Below are 20,229 nucleotides of genomic sequence, written 5' to 3' on the forward strand. Positions count from 1 at the left end.
CTGGGACTGATGAAATTTAGTAAGCTAATTGCTTTTAATAATTCACTACTTAATTGAAAGTCGTTAAAATTACCCTTGTTCATTTAGAGGTCTCTCTTTCATTATTACAATTCCTGATTTAGGCTTTCAGAGTATAAGATTACCAAATATTTAGGGAAAACCCAACCTAAATTATAATGCAAATCCATATTTAAGCAAATTTATGCTTAGCTTTTCACCAGCTCTAGAGCAGCGAATGATAATGCAAACCAAGAATAATTGAATTAGCGTCAACAAATAACAAAAAGCGCACATTACATCTCAGAAAACGGCTGTAGATGTCTGTACGCACGAATATCCCATCTATTATGTTAACCTTTCCATAATGTCACCTTAGGTATGTACTTTTTCCTTCACCAATCACCAAATCTCTCAAAAAATATACAAAAAAGCACAGTCAGTCTTAAAATCTGATTGGCGCCGCTTGGTCATGCTTACCCTTTATTGAGCAATAGAAGAGCCTGGTCAGAAAAACATCTTTAGTACAGCCCGGATAAAACCTTTTATATCATCAAGGTTTTCCTGTAAAATACGATAAATCTCACTATCGTCAACCTCTTGGTACAGGTGCACAATCCGATTCCGGAACTTCACCATTTGCACTAACGAAGGTTCTTTATCCTTACCTATTACCCCATGCTCTATTAAAAGTTTGACTGCTTCTGCAGAAGTATTAGGAATTCCCCAACGTTCTCTTGCTACCACATGATTAGAAACATCTATTAAGGCCTCAATGCAAACTTGCAGGTTATATTTTGCCGAATCAACCGCCTGAAAACTATCTAAAAAATCTTCACGTTCCATTAGCTTCAGAATCTCTAAATTACCTAACTTTAAATCTATAAAAGACAGTTTTCGCTGAATAATATCCTTATCCACCATGACTGTATTCCTCCTTAAGAGCCAATTCATAATCACGAGCAAATAATGCATATTTAGCAGCATAGTCTGGATAAGTCTTTATTACATATTCAATAAAATCGCTATGTTTTACATAGTCTCCTTCGTAGATAAGTACACCTTCCTGAAGTGCGCGAAACTGTAAAGCAATCGGAGAGCGATTTAGATTTACCAAATCTATTCGATTATTACCACTATACAGGCTTAAAGCTCCATCTAGCTCCAATTCTTCAGATAGTGTGACTTGGCGAGTAAAAACTACTCCTAAATCAATATCACTCCGCGGATGTTCAAACTCAGTTCCGTGTGATCCATATAAATAAACAGCAGCTATCTCAACACGGGTCTGAAAAAAACCCTGCAAAGATTGTAGTTCCACAGACACCTTTCGCATAGATATTACCCCCTTGTCCTATATTATATCATGCCAAAAGCACATAAAAAAGGATTATGGAAATATTTTACTGTATTGACTGCTTCAAGGTTTATTATGGTAGATTCCTGTTTCACTCTTCTTTCTTGGCTTCCTGGGCATTCCTTCACGCCCCTTCTCCCCTTTTCTCGGATGTTACCATGCATTCTAATTGACACAAGGGAACCGTCCCCCTGTGCGCTTTGATGAGTCCCCCTGTTGCTTTCCTGCCGTCAATAAAAAAACCACCTCATTTAATGAGGTAGTTTTCATTACTCAATGCTTCAGGTAAATCGACAGAAGCCTTTCTACAATGTAAAGTTGATTAAGAACAAAGCACTTAATATATACATAATTAGACTTACTTCTTTAGTTCTGCCTGCAGCTACCTTTACCAATGTGTAAGAGATAAAACCGAAGGCAAAGCCGTTGGCTATATTAAAGGTTAAGGGCATCATGATGATTGTTAAAAACGCGGGAACAGCTTCAGTAAAGTCCTTAAAATTAATATCTAATACCGATTCAGCCATCATAACCCCTACTATAATTAGTACTGGAGCAGTAGCCGCTGATGGTACTATAGTGAGGATAGGAGCGAAGAACAAAGCTATACCAAACAAAACTCCTACGACTACTGCAGTAAGGCCCGTGCGCCCCCCTGCCGCCACACCTGAAGCACTTTCCAAATAAGTAGTAACAGTACTAGTACCTAACAGTGCACCAAAGCTTGTGGCACCCGCATCAACTAATAGGGGCCTCCCTGCATTAGGCAATCTTCCCTGTTCATCTAACATGTTTGCTCGGGTTGCTACCCCGATCAAAGTTCCCATGGTATCAAACATATTGGCAAACGTGAAGGCAAAGATTAAACCTATAAATCCTGCTTTTAGGGAACCCATCACATCTAACTTAAAGGCCGTTACTCCTAGTGCAGTCAGTGGTTCTAGAGAAAAAATTCCTTGGGGAGCCTGAGTTACCCCCATTGGTATCCCTATTATAGTAGTAACGGCAATTCCAATCAGAAAAGCACCTGTTACACCTCTGATGCTCAGGATGATCACTATAACAAAGCCAATAGCAGCTAAAAGCGCGTTTGGTTCCGTTAAGTTAGCTAGATTAACAAAAGTTGCAGGATTAGGCACTACCCAACCGGCATTCTTTAGCCCTAGAAAGGCTAAGAAAATACCTATACCAACCGTGATGGCTTGCTTTAAATTCATCGGAATAGCATCTAGAATCGCTTCCCGCACATTTGTTAATGTAAGCAAGATAAAAATTACCCCGGAAATAAATACTAGTCCTAAAGCTTGTTGCCAGCCGATTCCCATCTGGCCAACTACAGTAAAGGAAAAGAAAGCCACTAATCCCATACCTGGGGCAAGTGCAAAGGGATAGTTTGAGTAAAATCCATTAGCAATACAAGCTACAAAAGAAGAGATACAAGTAGCTGCCAATGCTGCATAGATTGGTATGCCTGCAGCACTTAAAATGTCGGGAACTACAACTAATACATAAGCCATAGTCACAAACGTGGTGAGTCCTGCAATAAGTTCTGTGCGAACATTAGTTTTGTTTTCCTTAAGTTTAAATATTCGATCCATAGTACCTTCTGACAAAGTTTGTGCCTCCTTTGTAATATATTCCGTATATAACCCTTCGTAGCTTAATCTTTTAAGGTAATAGTTATTCATGATCAATTTAATTTTTATGGTGAGGTCTGATATGGTTGATTCAGCAAGAACTTCAAGGTTTCTAGCTATCATATATGGTGCCGATGACCGGAGTCCAACCGGTACCAGACTCATGAGGGTGAACCTCATATAAAATGCCTATCCTAAATTGGACTTCGCCGTCCATTTTAGAATAGGCATAACTAGCTTTTTGAATTCTGTCGCTGCCACCCTTGAGAAAGTGACCGACACTACTGTTTAGGAGTATGGTTTTCCTCACCTCGAGGAAAACCAACTTTTATATTACTACCCATTATTCGACAACAATAAGGAGTTCTCCAGCCTTGACCTGCTGCCCTTCCTTAATATTCACCGATCCGACAATCCCTGAGATAGGACTCGTTATCCTTGTTTCCATTTTCATAGCTTCAACAACCACCAGGGTCTGGTTTTGGGTTACCTGATCTCCTTCTTTTACCATTAACGTCACAACAGTCCCTGGGATAGGGGATCCAATCTCATTCTTATTGTCAGGGTCTGCCATCTCCGTCAAACTGTATTCTCCAGACTGGGTAAGAAGGTTGATGTCGCTCCAGTTCTTGTCCTTAATTTTGATTTCTCTTCTATTCCTGTTGACTTCAAATACCAGAGTTCTGTATCCTTCCAGATCCGGCTTTCCAATGGAACGGAGCTTGATCATTAGACTCCTTCCTTCTGCGACCTCAGCCTCGATAATCTCTCCTTCATGCAGACCATGGAAGAACACGTCGCTCCCGAGCCTGCTCAGATCTCCGTATTCGGCTACAATTTTCAAGAATCCTTCAAAGACTTCCGGATACAAGGCATAACTGAGGATATCCTTCTTAGTTGGTTCGAACTCAAATTTATCCCTCAGGTGTTTAGAGATTTTGTTAAAATCTTCATCTGGGAGCAGTTCGCCTGGACGCTCAGTGATCGGTTCTTCTCCCTTGAGGACCAGCTTCTGGAGTTTCTCTGGGAAGCCTCCCATGGGCTGACCCATCATCCCCTTAAAATATGCTACGACGGAATCAGGAAAGGTCATATGCTCTGCTTTCTCGTAAATATTCTCTGGAGTGAGGTTATTTTGGACCATAAATATGGCAAAATCTCCTACGACTTTCGAGGACGGGGTGACTTTTACGATATCCCCCAACATTCCGTTAACCGTCTTGTACATTTCCTTGATCTCGGTAAATTTATGCCCAAGCCCAAAACTTTCCACCTGAGGCTTAAGGTTGGAGTACTGCCCTCCGGGAATCTCATACTTGTAAATTTCAGCGGATCCCGATTTCAAGCCCGACTCGAATTTGCCATAAACCGGTCGTACTGCTTCCCAGTAGTCAGACACCTTTTGGATTCCTTTTAAATCAATTCCCGAGTCCCTATCCATATTCACAAGAGCTGCAGCAATGGAATTCATAGCTGGTTGGCTCGTAAGTCCTGACATGCTGTTAAAGGCAGTGTCCACAATATCTACCCCCGCTTCCACAGCCATCAGTACAGTTGCCACCCCATTACCTGTGGTGTCGTGGGTATGAAGATGAACGGGAATACCGATCTCGTTTTTCAAGGTACTGACCAGTTTAAAGGCAGCATGGGGCTTTAAGAGAGCCGACATGTCTTTAATACATAGAATATGGGCACCGGTTTTTTCTATCTCTTTGGCAAGCTTGATATAGTAATTTAAGTTATACTTTTCCTTCTTAATGTCGAGGATGTCTCCCGTATAACAAATACAGGCTTCAGCGATCTTCCCGCTCTTTAAGACTTCGTCGATCGAGAGTTCCATGCCTCTCAGCTCATTTAGAGAATCGAAGATTCTAAAGACATCAATCCCCGCAGTTGCTGACTCTTTAATAAATTCTTTGATGACATTATCCGGATAGTTCTTATAGCCTACCCCATTCGCTCCTCTTATGAGCATCTGGAAGAGGATATTGGGGACTCGTTTCCTCAATTCCTCCAGCCTTGCCCATGGAGACTCTTTGAGGAATCTATAGGCCACGTCAAAGGTTGCGCCCCCCCACATTTCAAGAGAAAATAGATCTTTGCCGTAGACTGAAGTTGCCTTGGCAATCTTAATCATATCCTTGGTTCTAATCCTTGTCGCCATCAGCGACTGATGGGCATCCCGCATGGTCGTGTCTGTAAGCAATACTTTCTTCTGAGATTTTATCCAGTTGACAAGTCCCTCTGCACCTTGAGCATCAAGGATCTGCTTGGTCCCACTCAGATCCTTCAGACTGATACCTTCGATTTCGGGTACCTTGGGAACGTCATAATCCTGCTTTAACCCTCTCGTCTCATTGACTACGACATTGCCGAGGAATTTCAGAAGCCGGCTTTCATCATCCGTTTTCTGGGTAAGGGAGATTAAGTCAGGATTTTCCTCGATGAAACCGGTATGGCATTCTCCGTTCAGAAACTGCGGGTGATTGAGAACGTTGATCAAAAATCCCATATTGGTCTTGACCCCAGTAATCTGTGTCTCCGTTATAGATCGGATAGATTTCTTGATGGCATCCTGAAAACTCCTGGACCAGGAGATGTTCTTGAAGAGGAGGCTATCATAGTAGGGACTGATTTCAGCGCCAGTGAATCCGTTTCCGCCGTCCAATCTGATCCCGAATCCCGAACCTGTCTTGTAGGATTCGATCTTCCCAGTGTCAGGAGCAAAATTAGTCGCGGGATCCTCTGTCGTGACTCTGCATTGAATGGAATACCCATTGAGCATGATATCCTCCTGGGAGTTTATCCCGATCTCAGGAGAATTCAGGGCGTATCCTTGGGCGATCAGGATCTGTGCCTGGACGATATCTATTCCCGTAACCATCTCTGTCACCGTGTGCTCAACCTGGATCCGCGGATTCATTTCAATGAAATAATAATTTCCCTGGTTGTCTACCAGAAATTCAAGGGTTCCGGCATTCCTGTATTTTACAGCATTGGCAATCTTCAGAGCGTCCTGATAGATACTATTTCTAATTTCTTGGGGGATGGAAAAGGCAGGCGTGAATTCCACGACCTTCTGATGCCTTCTTTGGATTGAACAGTCCCTTTCAAACATGTGTACTATATTGCCGTACTTGTCCCCGAGGACTTGCACTTCGATATGTTTGGGTTTTTCAATGAATTTTTCCATAAAAATATGATCAATGCCAAAGGCTTTTTTCGCCTCGCTTTTAGCGCTTAAGAAGCCTGACTCCAGCTCACTTTCGTCTCTGACGATCCGCATTCCCCTTCCGCCGCCTCCGGCAGCTGCCTTAAGCATCAGAGGATAACCGCATTCTTTGGCGTGCCTTCTTGCTTCAGCCACAGTTTTAATATCCTTCTCATAACCCGGAATGATCGGGACTCCGACTTCCTTGGCGACAATCTTTGACTTGATCTTGTCGCCCAGGGAGTCCATCATCATTGCCGTCGGTCCAATGAATTCGATACCTTCCTGCTCGCAACGTTTGGCAAATTCAGGATTTTCCGACAAAAAGCCGTATCCTGGATGGATTGCATCTACGCCCTTTTTGATTGCCAGACTGATGATTTCCTCAATATTTAGATAAGCGTCAACCGGACTTCTGCCTTCACCGATGAGATAAGCCTCATCGGCTTTGCTTCTAAAGAGGGAGTATTTGTCTTCGTTGGAATAGATCGCGACAGTCCTTATTCCCAGCTCATTACAAGCTCTAAATACCCTAATCGCGATTTCGCCTCTATTGGCTACCATCACTCGTTTAAAATTACTCATAAAATTCTTCCTCCATACTTCTTTGAATACTCGACTTTGCCAAAGGTACTTATACTAAGGTTTTTCTTAGAAATTAAACCTTTGTAACAATTTAATGAATTTATTATACTTTATTTTTTCCGCTTTTCTTGCCCTATTAACAATGTATACAGGAATACTTACCGCTGTCCCGAATAGTCTCTTCCTCATTAGGCCTGCCGATACATTGGTACTTCTATAAGTTCAACGATGTTCCACCCCAAAGTATCTTTCTGACAAGTTCCAGATAATCACCTTCATAAGAAAAATCCTTTTTGGCGATTAAGATGGCCATACCGTGGACTAGACCCCAGCAGGACAATGCCATGGCATTTAGGTCATCACTGTCAGCCTCTCCGTTTTGATTTTCCGATTGGCAGCGCTCGATGGCCTTATAAAACGTATTAAAAGGCTGCTCTCCACTACAGAATGTTCCGTCATTCATTTTTTTAATCTTATTAGCAAAGTCACTTAGAAATAATAGCCGTAAGTATTCCGGATTATCAACAAAAAACTTCACATAAGAATAACCCATTTCTTTAAGCTGGCTTTTATTGTCGTTCGGATATTTATTAACTGCTTCCTCAAGGCATTGGTTGAATTTATGGTGGGCCTCGATAGCTATGGCCATGATCAAATCATCTTTACTATTAAAATGCCTATAGGGCGCAGTATGGCTTACACCACAGGCCTTTGCCACTTTACGCAATGAAAAGTTTTCATAGCCTTCCTCGTCTAAAAGGGTTAAACCTTTGTTAATCAATTCGGCCTTTAGATTTTCATGATGATAAGTTTCGTTTGACATTTAGCTACACCCTCTCAACAAACAGTAACTATAGTATACCATAAAATAATAGAATGTTTACACCGCAAACATTAGATGGTATCATTATGTTGACACTGTAAACATAATGGGGAGTGAATTGAATGAGAGCCTTGTTGATATCAGATCTGGAGTATCAGACCAAAACCTATCAAGGTCTAAATGATTTAATAAGAGAGTTTTTAAACCAAAAGGGATTTAAGGTAGAGTTAATGGAATCAAGCGCGGATAACCTTACCTTTTGTATGGGGTGCTTTGGTTGCTGGATCAAAAAGCCTGGGGAGTGTGTTATCAACGACGGGATAGCCCAAATCAACCGAAGTGTTATGAACAGCGATGTAGTTATTTACCTCAACCCCATCATCTTTGGGCATTTCAGCCCAAACATCAAAAATATTATTGATCGAGGTTTGCCAAATATGCTTCCATTTTTCATAACAAGACCTGATGGTTCTACAATGCATCCACCTCGGTATGATTCTTACCCCGCTCAAATTATCATCGGTTACGGAGATGAGATTAATGATGAGGATAAACAACTTTTCATGGATATTACCAAACGACACCGCAGAAATATTGAAGTCCTGATCTATCCAAACCCTACGGAGACTATCATTAAGGCCTTAAATAGAATGGAACTGGGAAGGGTCGGTGGATTACTGTGAGAAATATTGTTTTAGTAAGTGCCAGCCCCAAAATTAACGAAAAATCAGTTTCAAAGGAATTATTGGTAATGGCTGGGAGTCATATTATCTCTGATTTGTTTAGTAAAGTATTTATTGACGTTAGAAAAAGCATCTTAACAAAGAACCTCGCAAAGGATTTTGAAACACTTGCCAAGGCCGATGTCCTAATTTTTTCATTCCCGCTTTACTACTTTTGCATGCCGGGCATTCTAACCCGGTTTTTAGCTGATTACCATAATTATTTCAATTCCCGCGAGAACGCTAAAAAACAGGTCAAAGTATACGCTATGGTGAATTGTGGTTTTCCCGAACCAGAAATAAACCTAGAGGCAGTCAGAGTTATTAAGAGTTTCAGCCAACATATAAATGCAGAGTTCCGTTTCGGCATTCTTATAGGCGGAGGTTCCATGATGATTGAAGCCAAAGAAGCGCCTTTTATGAAAAAACCGATACTAAAACTCAAGTCTGCTTTTTCCTCCATAGCAGCAGATATTCAACACGAGGATTCCACAACCATGGATTCGATTTATATCGGCGTTGACTTTCCATTATACAGACGGGTCTATCATTACATGGGTGGCAGGGGCTGGATTACATTGGCGCGTAAGAATGGGCTTAAAAAGAAGGATCTTTATAAGAAACCTTACTGCTTGAAAACCCACCCCCATATTACTCTTTAGGAAATCGTTCCCCCTAAAAAAGCAACTAGACATTTACGAATTATCCCTTTATAATAAATGCAAATGAAATGCATTTGCATCAGGGGCAAAAGTGTGAAGGACTGGTATTTATTCGACGTATATTAGCATATATTATATGTATTTTAATTATTTTAGCAGGATATCTATACAGCAATAACCTTAAGGATATTCCTTCAGTTCCGCCTGAAATTATGTCAAAAGGATTAATCCTGGATATGAAGGAAATGGAAGTTACACAAGGTATAACTAGCCTGATTGGGGAAAGACAATGGCTAGTTAACGTCGAGATAAAAGACGGGCCCTACGCAGGTCGTACCTTAGATACGATTCATTACTACGGAGCTAATCCTGCTTATGATATCATGGTTTATCCGGGGGACGAAGTTATTCTAAGTCTGGTAGTAGAAAATAATCTTCTACAAGAAGCCAACATTGCCGACTATGCCAGAGATAAATACATCAAATGGCTGTTTCTAATATTTATTGTCTCGATCTTACTGATTGGTGCTCGCCAGGGTATTAAAACCATCATATCCCTTGCTATTACGGGTTGGGCCGTTGTTAAGATACTTCTACCAGCTATCTTGACTGGTAAAGACCCTATAACGATTACGATCCTTATATGCTCAGGAATAACCATCATAACCCATATGCTTATCACCGGATTTACCAAAAAATCTCTTGCCGCTATTTCTGGAACTACAATAGGTATTGTCATCGGGGGGCTATTGGCTAAATATGTTATATCCCTTACCCGGATCACTGGCCTAGCTTCAGAGGAAAGTCGACTCCTTTTTTTCAGCTTTCAAGAGGGGCAGATAAATATTACAGGAATTCTATTTGCTGGAATCGTCCTCGGTTCTCTCGGAGCGGTAATGGATGTGGCCATGTCCATTGCTTCCAGTACATATGAAATCCACCTCGCTAACCCCAAACTATCCTTTAAACAACTTGTAGAAAGTGGTCTTAACGTAGGAAGGGATATTATCGGAACTATGGCTAACACTCTAATTCTTGCCTACACCGGTGGCGCTCTGCCCCTAATGCTTCTTGTCTTAGCAAACAATATACCATACTTGAAATTTATTAACCTCGATATGATCGCGACAGAAATAATACGAGCCCTTTCCGGCAGCATAGGTCTATTTATTGCAGTTCCTTTCACTGCCCTGATCAGCGCCGCTCTGTACAGACATAGCTTCCGAGGTAACTCAGAAAACAACCCATAAAGGCACACATACAAGCCACCGTTGCACTTCTGTGAAACGGTGGCTTGTTGTTTTAAGTCTAATATAAGTGGATTTCCAGAAACCAAGTTTCAAATTTTCATGTTTTTTTATTGTCATCCTTGTCATCATACTATATAATATTAATTACAATTATTATAATTTTATATTTTTTATTACATAACACATATTGATAAAAGCCATTAATTAAAAATAACACAAAATCTTGACTTCTTAGCTAAGGCATCGTTGTCAAGGTCGGGTGGTATTTAGATATACAACACTTTCGATGACTATTATTTGAGGAGGGGACTTTATGGATGGCAAATGCCCGGTAACAGGCAGAATGAAAAATCCCACTGCAAGGGATGGCACTTCTAACAAGGACTGGTGGCCGAATCAATTGAACCTCAAGATTCTTCATCAGAACTCAAACTTGAGTAATCCCATGGCTTCAGAGTATAACTATGCCGAAGAATTCAAGAAGCTTGATTTACAAGCCCTGAAGAAAGACCTATATGCCTTGATGACCAACTCCCAGGATTGGTGGCCTGCGGATTACGGTCACTACGGGCCGCTCTTCATCCGGATGGCCTGGCACAGCGCAGGCACGTACCGTACAAACGACGGCCGCGGAGGCGCGGGATCAGGCACCCAACGCTTAGCACCCCTCAACAGCTGGCCCGACAATGTGAACCTTGACAAGGCTCGGCGTCTGCTCTGGCCGATCAAGCAGAAATACGGCAGGAAGATTTCCTGGGCCGACCTGATGATCCTTGCCGGCAATTGCGCTATCGAGTCAATGGGACTTAAAACCTTCGGCTTCGCCGGCGGACGCGTGGATGTCTGGGAGCCGGAAGAGGACATTTATTGGGGCTCAGAAGCTGAGTGGCTTGGCGACAAGCGTTACTCCGGCGACCGGGATCTCGAGAATCCCCTCGCCGCCGTACAAATGGGTCTGATCTACGTGAACCCGGAAGGACCGAATGGTAACCCGGATCCCGTGGCCTCCGGCCATGACGTTCGGGAGACCTTCGCCCGGATGGCCATGAACGATGAAGAGACTGTCGCCCTGGTCGCCGGTGGACATACCTTTGGCAAGTGCCACGGTGCAGGGGATGCGACCCATGTCGGTCCGGAACCTGAGGCTGCCGGCCTCGAAGAACAGGGCCTCGGCTGGAAGAGCAGCTTCGGCAGCGGCAAAGGCGGGGATACGATTGGCAGCGGCATTGAGGGGGCCTGGAAGCCGAACCCGACTAAATGGGACATGGGCTATCTGAAGGTGCTGTTCAAATACGAGTGGGAGCTGGTCAAGAGCCCGGCGGGCGCACATCAGTGGCTGGCCAAGGACGTGGCGGAAGAAGACATGGTGGTTGATGCCCACGACCCGTCAAAGAAACACCGGCCCATGATGACCACCGCGGACCTCTCTCTTCGTTACGACCCGATCTACGAACCCATCGCTCGGCACTACCTTCAAAACCCCGAGGAATTCGCAGACGCCTTTGCCCGTGCATGGTTCAAGCTTACCCATCGGGATATGGGGCCACGTTCACGCTATCTCGGTCCTGAGGTTCCTGCGGAGAATTTGATCTGGCAGGATCCGGTACCGGCAGTCGATTATGACTTAATTGACGAACAAGATATTGCGGATCTCAAGGGGAAAATCTTAGCTTCCGGCCTGTCCGTCTCCCAGCTTGTCTCAACAGCCTGGGCATCGGCTTCTACCTTCCGCGGCTCGGATAAACGCGGCGGGGCAAACGGAGCCCGCATCCGGCTTGAACCTCAGAAGGATTGGGCAGTTAACCAACCAAGTCAGCTGAATGCTGTGCTTTCCGTCCTTGAAAACCTCCAAAAGTCCTTCAACAGTGCTCAGACAAACCAAAAGAGGGTTTCTCTTGCCGACCTGATCGTCCTTGCCGGATGTGCGGGTATCGAGCAAGCTGCAAAGAATGCCGGTCACAATCTATCCGTTCCTTTTAAGCCGGGACGCACGGATGCCACCCAGGAACAGACTGACGTTAAGTCATTCTCGGTGCTCGAACCGGCAGCAGATGGGTTCCGTAACTACTTAAAAGCCAAATTTTCCGTCTCGGCGGAAGAACTGTTGCTTGATCGTGCTCAACTGCTGACCTTAACCGCTCCGGAAATGACGGTTCTGATTGGCGGCATGCGCGTCATGAATGCTAATTTCGGACAGTCTCAGCACGGTGTTTTCACTAAGAAACCAGAGACCCTTACCAACGACTTCTTTGTGAGCCTGCTGGACATGAGCACAACCTGGAAAGCTACATCTGAGGATGAGAACGTGTTCGAGGGTCGTGATCGTGTGACAGGAGAACTCAAGTGGACTGGCACTCGTGTCGATCTTATCTTCGGTTCAAATTCCCAACTCCGGGCTATTGCAGAAGTCTATGCCTGTGAGGACTCTCAGGATAAGTTTTTACATGACTTTGTGTCTGCCTGGAATAAAGTGATGAATGCAGATCGTTTCGACCTGGCCTAAGACATAATTTAAACGACGACATTAATGTCTTTTGAAAAACCTCCCCCCGATCAGGGGGGAGGTTTTTGTTATGAAACTGAGTATAAATATCCTATAGATTCGCTCCACTACACTTATTTAACTTTAAAGGTTATTATGGTTGATTTCGTATTATCTGCTGTTGCAGTTTCTTCGTAAATGTATGGACGAATTAGTGCTGTAACTTTTACGTTGTACGAATGACCTGAAATCAGTTTAGACCCTTCAATGATAACACTGTCTTGAGGAGTCTCTTCATAGAATATGGGGTTATTGGCCGTTGAGTCTGCCACTTCAATCTTGTATCTGACTATTGGTAGGTTACTATCATTGACCCAGCCGGTCTTCACCCATTTTAAGATCACGTCCGCTTTCGGAAGTTCAGAAGCGTTTTGTGGAGACGTTACAACGGGTGGAGTCAAGGTATGAATTGTAACAGATCTCCCATATAATACCTGTTCCATATTACTTGAACTACGCTGTTTATAATTTGGATCTTTTTTGTTTGTACCACTTGTGGCATAAAGTGAAATGCCATATTTGTGACCTTCAGTCAGAAGATTCGCAGGAATGATATAGCTATTTACATTGCCTACATAAGCCGAAAAGATACTCTTCATTTCCACATTGGACATATCCCGGATATACAGAAAAAAGTTTGGTGCGCGCTTCCAGTCCACTTGATTATGAGATTTTTCTTGGGATGAACACTATGAGTTAATGGGGCTTCAATGTTAAACCAATCAGGTAATTCTGAAACATTTGGATCAGTCGCTCCTAATACCTGGTCTCCACTTTTTTGTGGTTTTTTTGTGGGCTGTGCTACTGGAGCTTTAGTCTGGTTCGGTTCTGCATTTACACTTGACTGCTTACCAGTCAAGTTATTCGTTACGGGCTCACTTATTTTAATTGATTCCGGTTTTGTCTCTTCCTGAGTTTCTTCTGAGATGGGTTCGGGTTGTTGTGAGATTTGTTCTGCAACAGTCTTTTCCTTTTCAGTAACAGCAGCTTTATCCTTAAAAATAGATTGTGTGCTGCAACCCATTAATAGAACCGAAAGTAGATATTATTACAACTATTTTTTTCAAACTCATCCTCCTTAAGCTCCTTTAAGGAATAATTCGCTTAGGACTAGGAATTTAACGCTATTCATTGTTTAGTAAATAGATCCAAATTTGGGGGCAGATAGCAAGGAGACATGACCCTATCCTCTGTTATCTTTCTAGGTTTAATTTGCCAAGAGGAAATCTACTTAGATAAACGAATTAACTTACGTGCTTTAATTCTAGATAGTGACTAATATTAAAAGGAGAAGTGAACCATTGATAATGCGTAAAGGCATCTTAACACTCATGATGATAAGTCTATTAATGTTATCCTCAATTATTGCCGTCCAACCCGCCTTTGGTGCAAACCCCAGTCCAGTAGTGAACCCCCTTCTTCCAACCAGTACCAGACTTGCTGGTTACGACCGAATTGATACTTCTATCGCTATTTCTCAAAAAATGTTCCCTGCTGATTCTAGTACAGACGCAGTACTTCTTGCTACTGGCTTTAATTTTCCTGATGCTTTAGCCGGAGCGAGCCTCGGTGTGTTAGAAAATGCGCCTCTTTTGCTGGTTAGCCCTTATGGAGATAATCAGAAGACGATTGACGAGATTAAAAGAGTTCTCATGCCCGAAGGCAAAATCTATATCCTTGGTGGAACGGCAGTCGTATCGTCAGCTCTGGAAGCAGAGCTAAAGGATAAGCCCTATTATCACTATACTGTTCAGCGTCTTGCTGGTGTTACTAGTTATGGAACTGCTGCAACGATTGCTAAACACGTCAAGCCTTCTGGAGGCGGGGAAGTTATTATCGCTACCGGACAAAATTTCCCGGATTCTCTATCGATATCCCCTTATACTTCTGCTCACGGTATCCCAATGGTTCTCGTTCAGAAGAACAACATCCCGGCTGAGACTCTAGCCTATCTCAAAGATCTTAAACCAACGGATATTACGATAGTTGGAGGAGTGGGTGCGGTTAGTTCTCAGGTTGAGGAACAACTCCACGGCCTTTTCGAAGCCGCAAACTTCCGACGTTTTGGAGGCTTTGACCAGTATGAGACCTCAGCTTTGATCGCCGACGCTCTCTTTGGCGACCTGAGTCCTAATCTTTTCGTGGCAACTGGAACAAATTTCCCTGATGCTCTGGCTGGTTCAATTTTTGCCGGTTCAACTCTATCCCCTATCGTTTTAGTTAAACCAAACGAGATCCCTGAGAATGTAAGCTCGGTCTATCTCAGCTTCCTTTCGCCCAAAACCATCGTGGCCTTAGGTGGTACAAGCGTTGTTTCTGAAAATGTATTTAGCACTTTAAAATCCCTGCGTAACATCGACCCCGGTAATATTCAAAGTAATATTCATAACATGGGGCTAGCCGCTGCAAGTAATGGTTGGATATACTATTCAAGTGGTTTGGATAATCGTCTATTATATAAAATGAAGCCGGATGGGTCACAGGCGACTAAAGTATTAGGCTATAGTGCCCGATATTTAAGCGCTATTGGAAATTCCATATATTTTGATAACGTGCATGACTTATATAAAAAAGTGCTAAGTGATTATCACCCTAATCCTTATCTTATTGCAGCAACAAACATCCGCTATGTCAACGCGGTATACAAGCAAGTCTACTACGCCAATGATGGGGGCCTATTTATTGATGGCGATGGTTTTTATGCTTCAAAACAAATTATAAGTAATCCTAGAAACATCTTTATGAATTCCGGTTATATTTATTATCAGCCGGCATCCGTGATGGGGCCTTATTCGATAAACAGAGTGAATATGGATGGGACTGCGGATACAATGATTGTGGAGGATGATGTAAGCTCATTTAGCATAAGTGGTAATAAGTTTTTCTATATAAGTTATGGTAATGGGAAAATTTACACCGCCAATCTTGATGGTACCGATAAAAAGGAAGTTACCAGTGATGCAACCGAAACCTTAAATGTGCATAATGGGTGGATTTATTACAGCAATAAAGAGGATGGGTACAAACTCTACAAAATTCAAATTGATGGTTCTGGTCGAACAAAGCTCTCGGATCAGGATGAAATAAATGCTATAAATATAGTAGGTGATTGGGTATTTTATACAAGAGGGTTGTCAGTCATGACAGGTGACTCATCGGTATATATGATGAAATTGGATGGGTCTGAGCAGGGCAAGATATAGTTGAGTTGTCAAAATCTCCATAAAATCCTCAGAGACCGATCACGCCGTTTGTGATCGGTCTCTGTAATGTCATTTTTTAGCTAACCATTAAGTATTCTGTTTGCTGTTTAAACAGCCCATATCAACCTTTGCTTGGCACAGATATCTTTCATGAAGGATCGCTGAGAACTGTCCTTAAAACGAACGACAATCATAGTTCCTTCATCCTTAACAATAACTCCTTCTCCAAATGATCTATGTTGTACAACCAACCCGGGGACTAAATCACTTAGAGGAGTCGATACTTTTTGAGTGGTCACTTCTTGAGGATCTTTACCTTGCAGCACTAGGCTGACTTCGCCAAGGAAGCGAGAAGCTTTCACTCGTTTATGATAATGGTAATTCATAGAACATAAGGTCAACTCTCGTTTGGCCCTAGTCATGCCTACATAGAAAAGACGTCTTTCCTCCTCTAATAATTCCTTCTTCCCATCTTGTTCAGCCTTGATCGTCTCCCATTCGGGAATAATCCCTTCGACAAGATCAATTAGGTAGACTTGATCCCATTCTAAACCCTTGGCAGAATGGATGGTTGAAAGAGTCACGACATTTTTGTGCTTATTTATATAGGAGGACATCATCTGCTTTTCAAGATGCGTTAAACGATTAGCAAAATCCACAATTGTCGGTTCGTTTTGAGCAATTGAACTTAGAACATCCAAGAGACTTCCCACATAGTCTTCGGAAAAGCCTAAGGACTCACACATTCGCTTCATCGCTTTGTCATAATCCAGTTGATTTCGGATATAAGGGATCGCCTTAGCCGGGGAAAGAGCATTAAGCTCCTTAAACCATTTCTTGAGATCTAAATACTTAGTTCTCGCCTTTGAGGTCACTCCCTCTTGTTCCGCCAAGATTTCAAAGATTGAACGATCTATTGGCATTTGCTTTAGTAATTCAAGATGTTGTTTGCGAATAGGACAACTTAACTTAGACCAAATCCGCTCCAAGACAGTTAAGCTTTTATCGTTAAAAGAGAAACGAAGGAAATTTAACATATCGTTAATGGCCCAGTGAGAGAAAAACCGCTGCTTACCTGACTCACGCATATAAAAGGGAATATTAGCCCGATCTAACTCATCTGCTAAACAAATGGCGGATAAATTATTTCGATACAAAATCCCTACTTTGGCTAAATCCTTTTGATTCTTGAGTTTCTGAATAATTAATTGATATTGTTCCCTATTCCCTTCAAGTTGCCTGATCTGAAGGATGCCCCCCTTGGGATTCTTGGTGAACATGGCTTTATCAAACCGCAGCTTATTGGTACGAATAAAACCACAGGCCACGTCCACAATCTGCGGAGTCGAGCGAAAGTTCTGCTCCATGCGAAGAATCTTTGACCCAGGGTAGGTCTGTTCAAACTCTAATAGATACTTTGGTTCAGCTGCACGAAACCCGAAAATTGATTGATCATCATCCCCTACTACAAAAATATTGTTTCTAGGTTTAACGATCATTTCAATAATTTTGTGCTGTAGAAGGGACGTGTCTTGGCTCTCATCCGTAAGAATATAGTCAAATCGGTTTCGGTAATACTCTAAGCAGGTTGGATTTTCCTTTAACTCTTGATAGGCAAGAGAAAGCATATCGTCATAATCAATCAGACGCGGCCGGCTGCTTTGCTTATAGTCTTCATAATCCTTAAAAATAAGAGGGAAATTCTTAATGTCACAATTCAAAAGCTCTTCGGGTTTGCTTAAGGTATTTTTTACGTAACAAAGGGTATTCTGGAGCCCTTCCAGTTGCTCGTCGGTGATTGAGGAAGAGTTATGCTTTTCGTAGATTCTGCGAAGAACTCCCATCTTGCTTTCAGCACCTGTTTGTTCCTCAATAAGTTCAAATCTTGTACCTTTTTGTCGAAAGGCCTTTCGAACTACCTCATAAGCGAAGCTGTGAATCGTAGAAAATTGAATTTCCCCTCGCCCTTCCTTTTGACTGCTGACCATTGCTCCATATTTCGTAACAAACCGTTCACGCATTTCCTTGGCTGCTGCCCGTCCAAAGGTTAGACAAAGAATCCTTCGAGGGTCTATGTTTTTTACCAGAATCAAATAGGCTAAACGAACCGTGAGAACCGTCGTCTTACCTGCGCCGGGAACAGCTAAAAGCAAAAGTGGGCCCTGGTTATGAACCACAGCCCGTTTTTGCTGTTCCGTTAAATCAAAACCTCTGGCCTTGATCTCTTCAAAGAAATCCTTCTCGCTAATCACCTTAAATCTCCTTAGGAAAAAGTTAGGACCCGGCCTTTAACGGAGGCCGAACTGGGTCTAAGACAGACTTGGCATCAAAAAGATTCTTCAGAATTGCTTCCTGGTTATACAGTGCGATCCCGTCAATATGCCTCCGGTCCATCATCACATAGTCAGTCGAATCTTTCAGATAGGGAGTGGGTCCCACGGAACAGAGAATATTGAATCCTTGATCAAGCAGGTACTGGAATTTGGGATTCCCAGGCAACACCGAGCTGCCAAAAGGATAAACATAGATATTGGTTGGGCCGATTAGGGATCCCACTTCTTCTTTCCATCGCAATGTGTCTTTATCTAAACTTTGATACGACTCTGCCCGGGCATCCAGATGGCTGTATCCGTGGGAGGCAAAGGTCCAGCCGGTTTCTTTCAGTCGTTTAATTATTGTTAAGGCAGTCTTCCGCTCTTCCGGATAGGAAGGGGAATCCAATTTATTGGTATTATAACCCAATATCCCGTAATAACCTGTCAAGGCTAGAATTCCCTTAGCTCCCTGGAAGGAAACGTCGGGATGTTCAGCGACAAAGGCATCGATAATCGGGATAATCTCGTTATCCTGGGAGATGACTTTTTCTCCGCTTGGAGATACGGAATAAGTCGCCACATTGCCGTCAGAATCGAGAATCAGTTTGTTGATCGTCCCGTTGGTTGATTTGTAATCCGGATAATTAACATCATCAACAGACAAGATGAGCGGTTTCTTGTTGGGAGGAAGCTTTAGCTCTTTCCTCACCAAGACCGTTTTCCCGTCCTCAACTTTTTCCTCATATAAAGCATTTGGGTTGACCAAAATAAAATTATTGGAATGGATATGGTCGAGAATCTTTTTGAATTCACTTACAGTCACAAAATACTGATTAAACCCATTGGAATCCGCATCTCCATCAAAGGTCCGGGAGGGATAAGCCAGTAGCGGATGGAAAAAAATATGCTCAATCGGTCCATTATAAGAAACCAAACGTTTCTCAGCAACCTGAGCTTCTCGATATTTTTGAAGATCGCTCTGTATTTGGGCATCATGCCGTGCCGTGTCTTTAACTTGCTGATCCTGTATGGCTTGCTGGCGTTCTTGCTCTTGTAATTGCTGAGCATGCAGTTCTGTCTGGGAACGAATTTGTTTCTGTGCTTCGTATTGGTTATACACGGCTAGCATAGTGAAACCTGTTATAAGAACAAATCCAAGGAGAGCAATAATAATTTTCTTATGCGCGGAAAGATTTACGTTTGTCTGCAAGATGATCATTCCTTTCGCTCATAATTAATTCTGCAATTTTCATCTATATAAGTGTAAAATTCGCCATATATTCTTTATCTCCTGTTATTAGAACAACATATTTACCTTTGACCTGCAACTTAAAAGACAGCACCCGTAGACACGTTTAACGTGTTGCGAGTGCTGTCTTTTTAAAACGTAGTAATCCAGGGTTAAATCATACATTTTCTTCGCGTTTTAATTGGTCAATTTTCCATTTGCATTTCCATACGATCTTTAACAAAGCCAGAGCAATTATCCCAATTACTCCCGTAAGGATTCCAAAAAACACATCCCCTGTCTTAATCACTGCCATAAGCTCTATTATGAAACAAACGATCTCGAGCACCAAAGCGATTTGGAAAAACTTCATAATTTTAGTGTAATGAGCAATTTTGGACTGGGCATCCGTATACATTTCAAAGGGACCGTCTGCAGCCTTTTTCCGTAGATAAACCCATCGCCACCACTGGCTGATGACTTCAACTCCCATATCCTCCATAAATCTAGCATAATCATCCTTATTACCGTTCCAGTTATCCAGCAAATCTATCTGGTAATTGTATTCGCCCGGTTCACAGGGCTCAAATGTGTACACGCCAAGAAAAAATTTCTTAAAAGCCCACCCGTTTAAAGACATTTCCTTTAGCCAATCTTCTTCTGCATCCTTGTCATAAAACAGTTTAAACTTCAACAT

The 20,229-nt window shown here is 42.5% G+C and carries 16 protein-coding genes; 5 read left to right on the top strand and 11 right to left on the bottom strand.

The annotated features are described in order from the left end of the window. Positions 1–504: 504 nt before the first annotated feature. The 6 genes from HGJ98_RS21950 to HGJ98_RS21975 form a co-directional block, all read right to left on the bottom strand. Positions 505–921, bottom strand: a complete 417-nt coding sequence (locus tag HGJ98_RS21950; protein WP_291354029.1) for a DUF86 domain-containing protein — start codon at positions 919–921, stop codon at positions 505–507. Continuing rightward, the gene (locus tag HGJ98_RS21955) at positions 911–1,333 is read right to left on the bottom strand and encodes a nucleotidyltransferase domain-containing protein (RefSeq protein ID WP_291354031.1); all 423 of its coding nucleotides are present in this window, start codon (positions 1,331–1,333) and stop codon (positions 911–913) included. Before HGJ98_RS21955 ends, HGJ98_RS21950 begins: the two co-directional genes overlap by 11 nt. 326 nt (positions 1,334–1,659) lie before the next feature. Then, positions 1,660–2,952: an NCS2 family permease gene (locus tag HGJ98_RS21960; protein WP_291354089.1), complete on the bottom strand. Its 1,293-nt coding sequence runs from the start codon at positions 2,950–2,952 to the stop codon at positions 1,660–1,662. Positions 2,953–3,103: 151 nt separating this feature from the next. Next, the gene (locus tag HGJ98_RS21965; protein ID WP_291354033.1) at positions 3,104–3,301 is read right to left on the bottom strand and encodes a hypothetical protein; all 198 of its coding nucleotides are present in this window, start codon (positions 3,299–3,301) and stop codon (positions 3,104–3,106) included. 33 nt (positions 3,302–3,334) lie between these two features. Further along, on the bottom strand, positions 3,335–6,787 hold the full coding sequence (locus HGJ98_RS21970) for a pyruvate carboxylase (protein ID WP_291354035.1): 3,453 nt from the start codon (positions 6,785–6,787) through the stop codon (positions 3,335–3,337). Between the two features lie 214 nt (positions 6,788–7,001). Then, positions 7,002–7,610 carry a TetR/AcrR family transcriptional regulator gene (locus HGJ98_RS21975; RefSeq protein WP_291354037.1) on the bottom strand — a complete coding sequence of 203 codons (609 nt, stop codon included), beginning with the start codon at positions 7,608–7,610 and terminating at the stop codon, positions 7,002–7,004. 122 nt (positions 7,611–7,732) lie between these two features. Here HGJ98_RS21975 and HGJ98_RS21980 point away from each other — a divergent pair, with 122 nt between their 5' ends. The 4 genes from HGJ98_RS21980 (at position 7,733) to katG (ending at position 12,747) form a co-directional block, all read left to right on the top strand. Then, positions 7,733–8,293 (top strand): NAD(P)H-dependent oxidoreductase, encoded by a 561-nt coding sequence (locus tag HGJ98_RS21980; protein ID WP_291354039.1) that lies wholly within the window; start codon positions 7,733–7,735, stop codon positions 8,291–8,293. Further along, positions 8,290–8,994, top strand: coding sequence for an NAD(P)H-dependent oxidoreductase (locus tag HGJ98_RS21985; RefSeq protein ID WP_291354041.1), 705 nt, complete (start codon positions 8,290–8,292; stop codon positions 8,992–8,994). The genes HGJ98_RS21980 and HGJ98_RS21985 overlap by 4 nt, the downstream gene beginning before the upstream one ends. A 212-nt stretch (positions 8,995–9,206) precedes the next feature. After that, positions 9,207–10,244 (top strand): YibE/F family protein, encoded by a 1,038-nt coding sequence (locus HGJ98_RS21990; RefSeq protein WP_291354043.1) that lies wholly within the window; start codon positions 9,207–9,209, stop codon positions 10,242–10,244. Between the two features lie 313 nt (positions 10,245–10,557). After that, positions 10,558–12,747 (top strand): catalase/peroxidase HPI, encoded by a 2,190-nt coding sequence (gene katG / locus HGJ98_RS21995; RefSeq protein ID WP_291354045.1) that lies wholly within the window; start codon positions 10,558–10,560, stop codon positions 12,745–12,747. Positions 12,748–12,860: 113 nt separating this feature from the next. Here the strand turns inward: katG and HGJ98_RS22000 are convergent, their stop codons facing one another. Together HGJ98_RS22000 and HGJ98_RS22005 are read right to left on the bottom strand one after the other, a co-directional pair. Beyond that, entirely contained in the window at positions 12,861–13,400 is a 540-nt protein-coding gene (locus HGJ98_RS22000) for a hypothetical protein (RefSeq protein WP_291354047.1), read from the bottom strand. Continuing rightward, positions 13,382–13,810, bottom strand: coding sequence for a hypothetical protein (locus HGJ98_RS22005; RefSeq protein WP_291354049.1), 429 nt, complete (start codon positions 13,808–13,810; stop codon positions 13,382–13,384). The genes HGJ98_RS22000 and HGJ98_RS22005 overlap by 19 nt, the downstream gene beginning before the upstream one ends. A 283-nt stretch (positions 13,811–14,093) precedes the next feature. On the opposite strand from HGJ98_RS22005, the gene HGJ98_RS22010 reads away from it, so the two are divergent. After that, entirely contained in the window at positions 14,094–15,989 is a 1,896-nt protein-coding gene (locus HGJ98_RS22010) for a cell wall-binding repeat-containing protein (RefSeq protein ID WP_291354091.1), read from the top strand. A gap of 107 nt (positions 15,990–16,096) precedes the next feature. Here HGJ98_RS22010 and HGJ98_RS22015 read toward each other — a convergent pair whose 3' ends face one another. From HGJ98_RS22015 to HGJ98_RS22025, 3 genes are all read right to left on the bottom strand, one after another. After that, complete coding sequence (locus HGJ98_RS22015; protein ID WP_291354051.1) at positions 16,097–18,241, bottom strand: ATP-dependent helicase; 2,145 nt, start codon at positions 18,239–18,241, stop codon at positions 16,097–16,099. A 22-nt stretch (positions 18,242–18,263) separates the two neighbouring features. Then, a complete protein-coding gene (locus tag HGJ98_RS22020) occupies positions 18,264–19,523 on the bottom strand; it encodes a polysaccharide deacetylase family protein (protein WP_291354053.1) in 1,260 nt (419 codons plus the stop codon). A gap of 187 nt (positions 19,524–19,710) precedes the next feature. Further along, entirely contained in the window at positions 19,711–20,229 is a 519-nt protein-coding gene (locus tag HGJ98_RS22025) for a DUF2812 domain-containing protein (protein WP_291354055.1), read from the bottom strand.

The organism is Desulfosporosinus sp. (assembly GCF_014237355.1).
Taxonomy (GTDB): Bacteria; Bacillota; Desulfitobacteriia; order Desulfitobacteriales; family Desulfitobacteriaceae; genus Desulfosporosinus.

Bases quoted from the DNA above. Each gene is read 5' to 3' on its own strand.
- HGJ98_RS21950 (WP_291354029.1), bottom strand. From the start codon at position 921: ATGGTGGATAAGGATATTATTCAGCGAAAACTGTCTTTTATAGATTTA.
- HGJ98_RS21955 (WP_291354031.1), bottom strand. From the start codon at position 1,333: ATGCGAAAGGTGTCTGTGGAACTACAATCTTTGCAGGGTTTTTTTCAG.
- HGJ98_RS21960 (WP_291354089.1), bottom strand. From the start codon at position 2,952: ATGGATCGAATATTTAAACTTAAGGAAAACAAAACTAATGTTCGCACA.
- HGJ98_RS21970 (WP_291354035.1), bottom strand. From the start codon at position 6,787: ATGAGTAATTTTAAACGAGTGATGGTAGCCAATAGAGGCGAAATCGCG.
- HGJ98_RS21975 (WP_291354037.1), bottom strand. From the start codon at position 7,610: ATGTCAAACGAAACTTATCATCATGAAAATCTAAAGGCCGAATTGATT.
- HGJ98_RS21980 (WP_291354039.1), top strand. From the start codon at position 7,733: ATGAGAGCCTTGTTGATATCAGATCTGGAGTATCAGACCAAAACCTAT.
- HGJ98_RS21990 (WP_291354043.1), top strand. From the start codon at position 9,207: ATGTCAAAAGGATTAATCCTGGATATGAAGGAAATGGAAGTTACACAA.
- katG (WP_291354045.1), top strand. From the start codon at position 10,558: ATGGATGGCAAATGCCCGGTAACAGGCAGAATGAAAAATCCCACTGCA.
- HGJ98_RS22000 (WP_291354047.1), bottom strand. From the start codon at position 13,400: ATGTCCAATGTGGAAATGAAGAGTATCTTTTCGGCTTATGTAGGCAAT.
- HGJ98_RS22005 (WP_291354049.1), bottom strand. From the start codon at position 13,810: ATGGGTTGCAGCACACAATCTATTTTTAAGGATAAAGCTGCTGTTACT.
- HGJ98_RS22010 (WP_291354091.1), top strand. From the start codon at position 14,094: ATGCGTAAAGGCATCTTAACACTCATGATGATAAGTCTATTAATGTTA.
- HGJ98_RS22020 (WP_291354053.1), bottom strand. From the start codon at position 19,523: ATGATCATCTTGCAGACAAACGTAAATCTTTCCGCGCATAAGAAAATT.
- HGJ98_RS22025 (WP_291354055.1), bottom strand. From the start codon at position 20,229: ATGTTGAAGTTTAAACTGTTTTATGACAAGGATGCAGAAGAAGATTGG.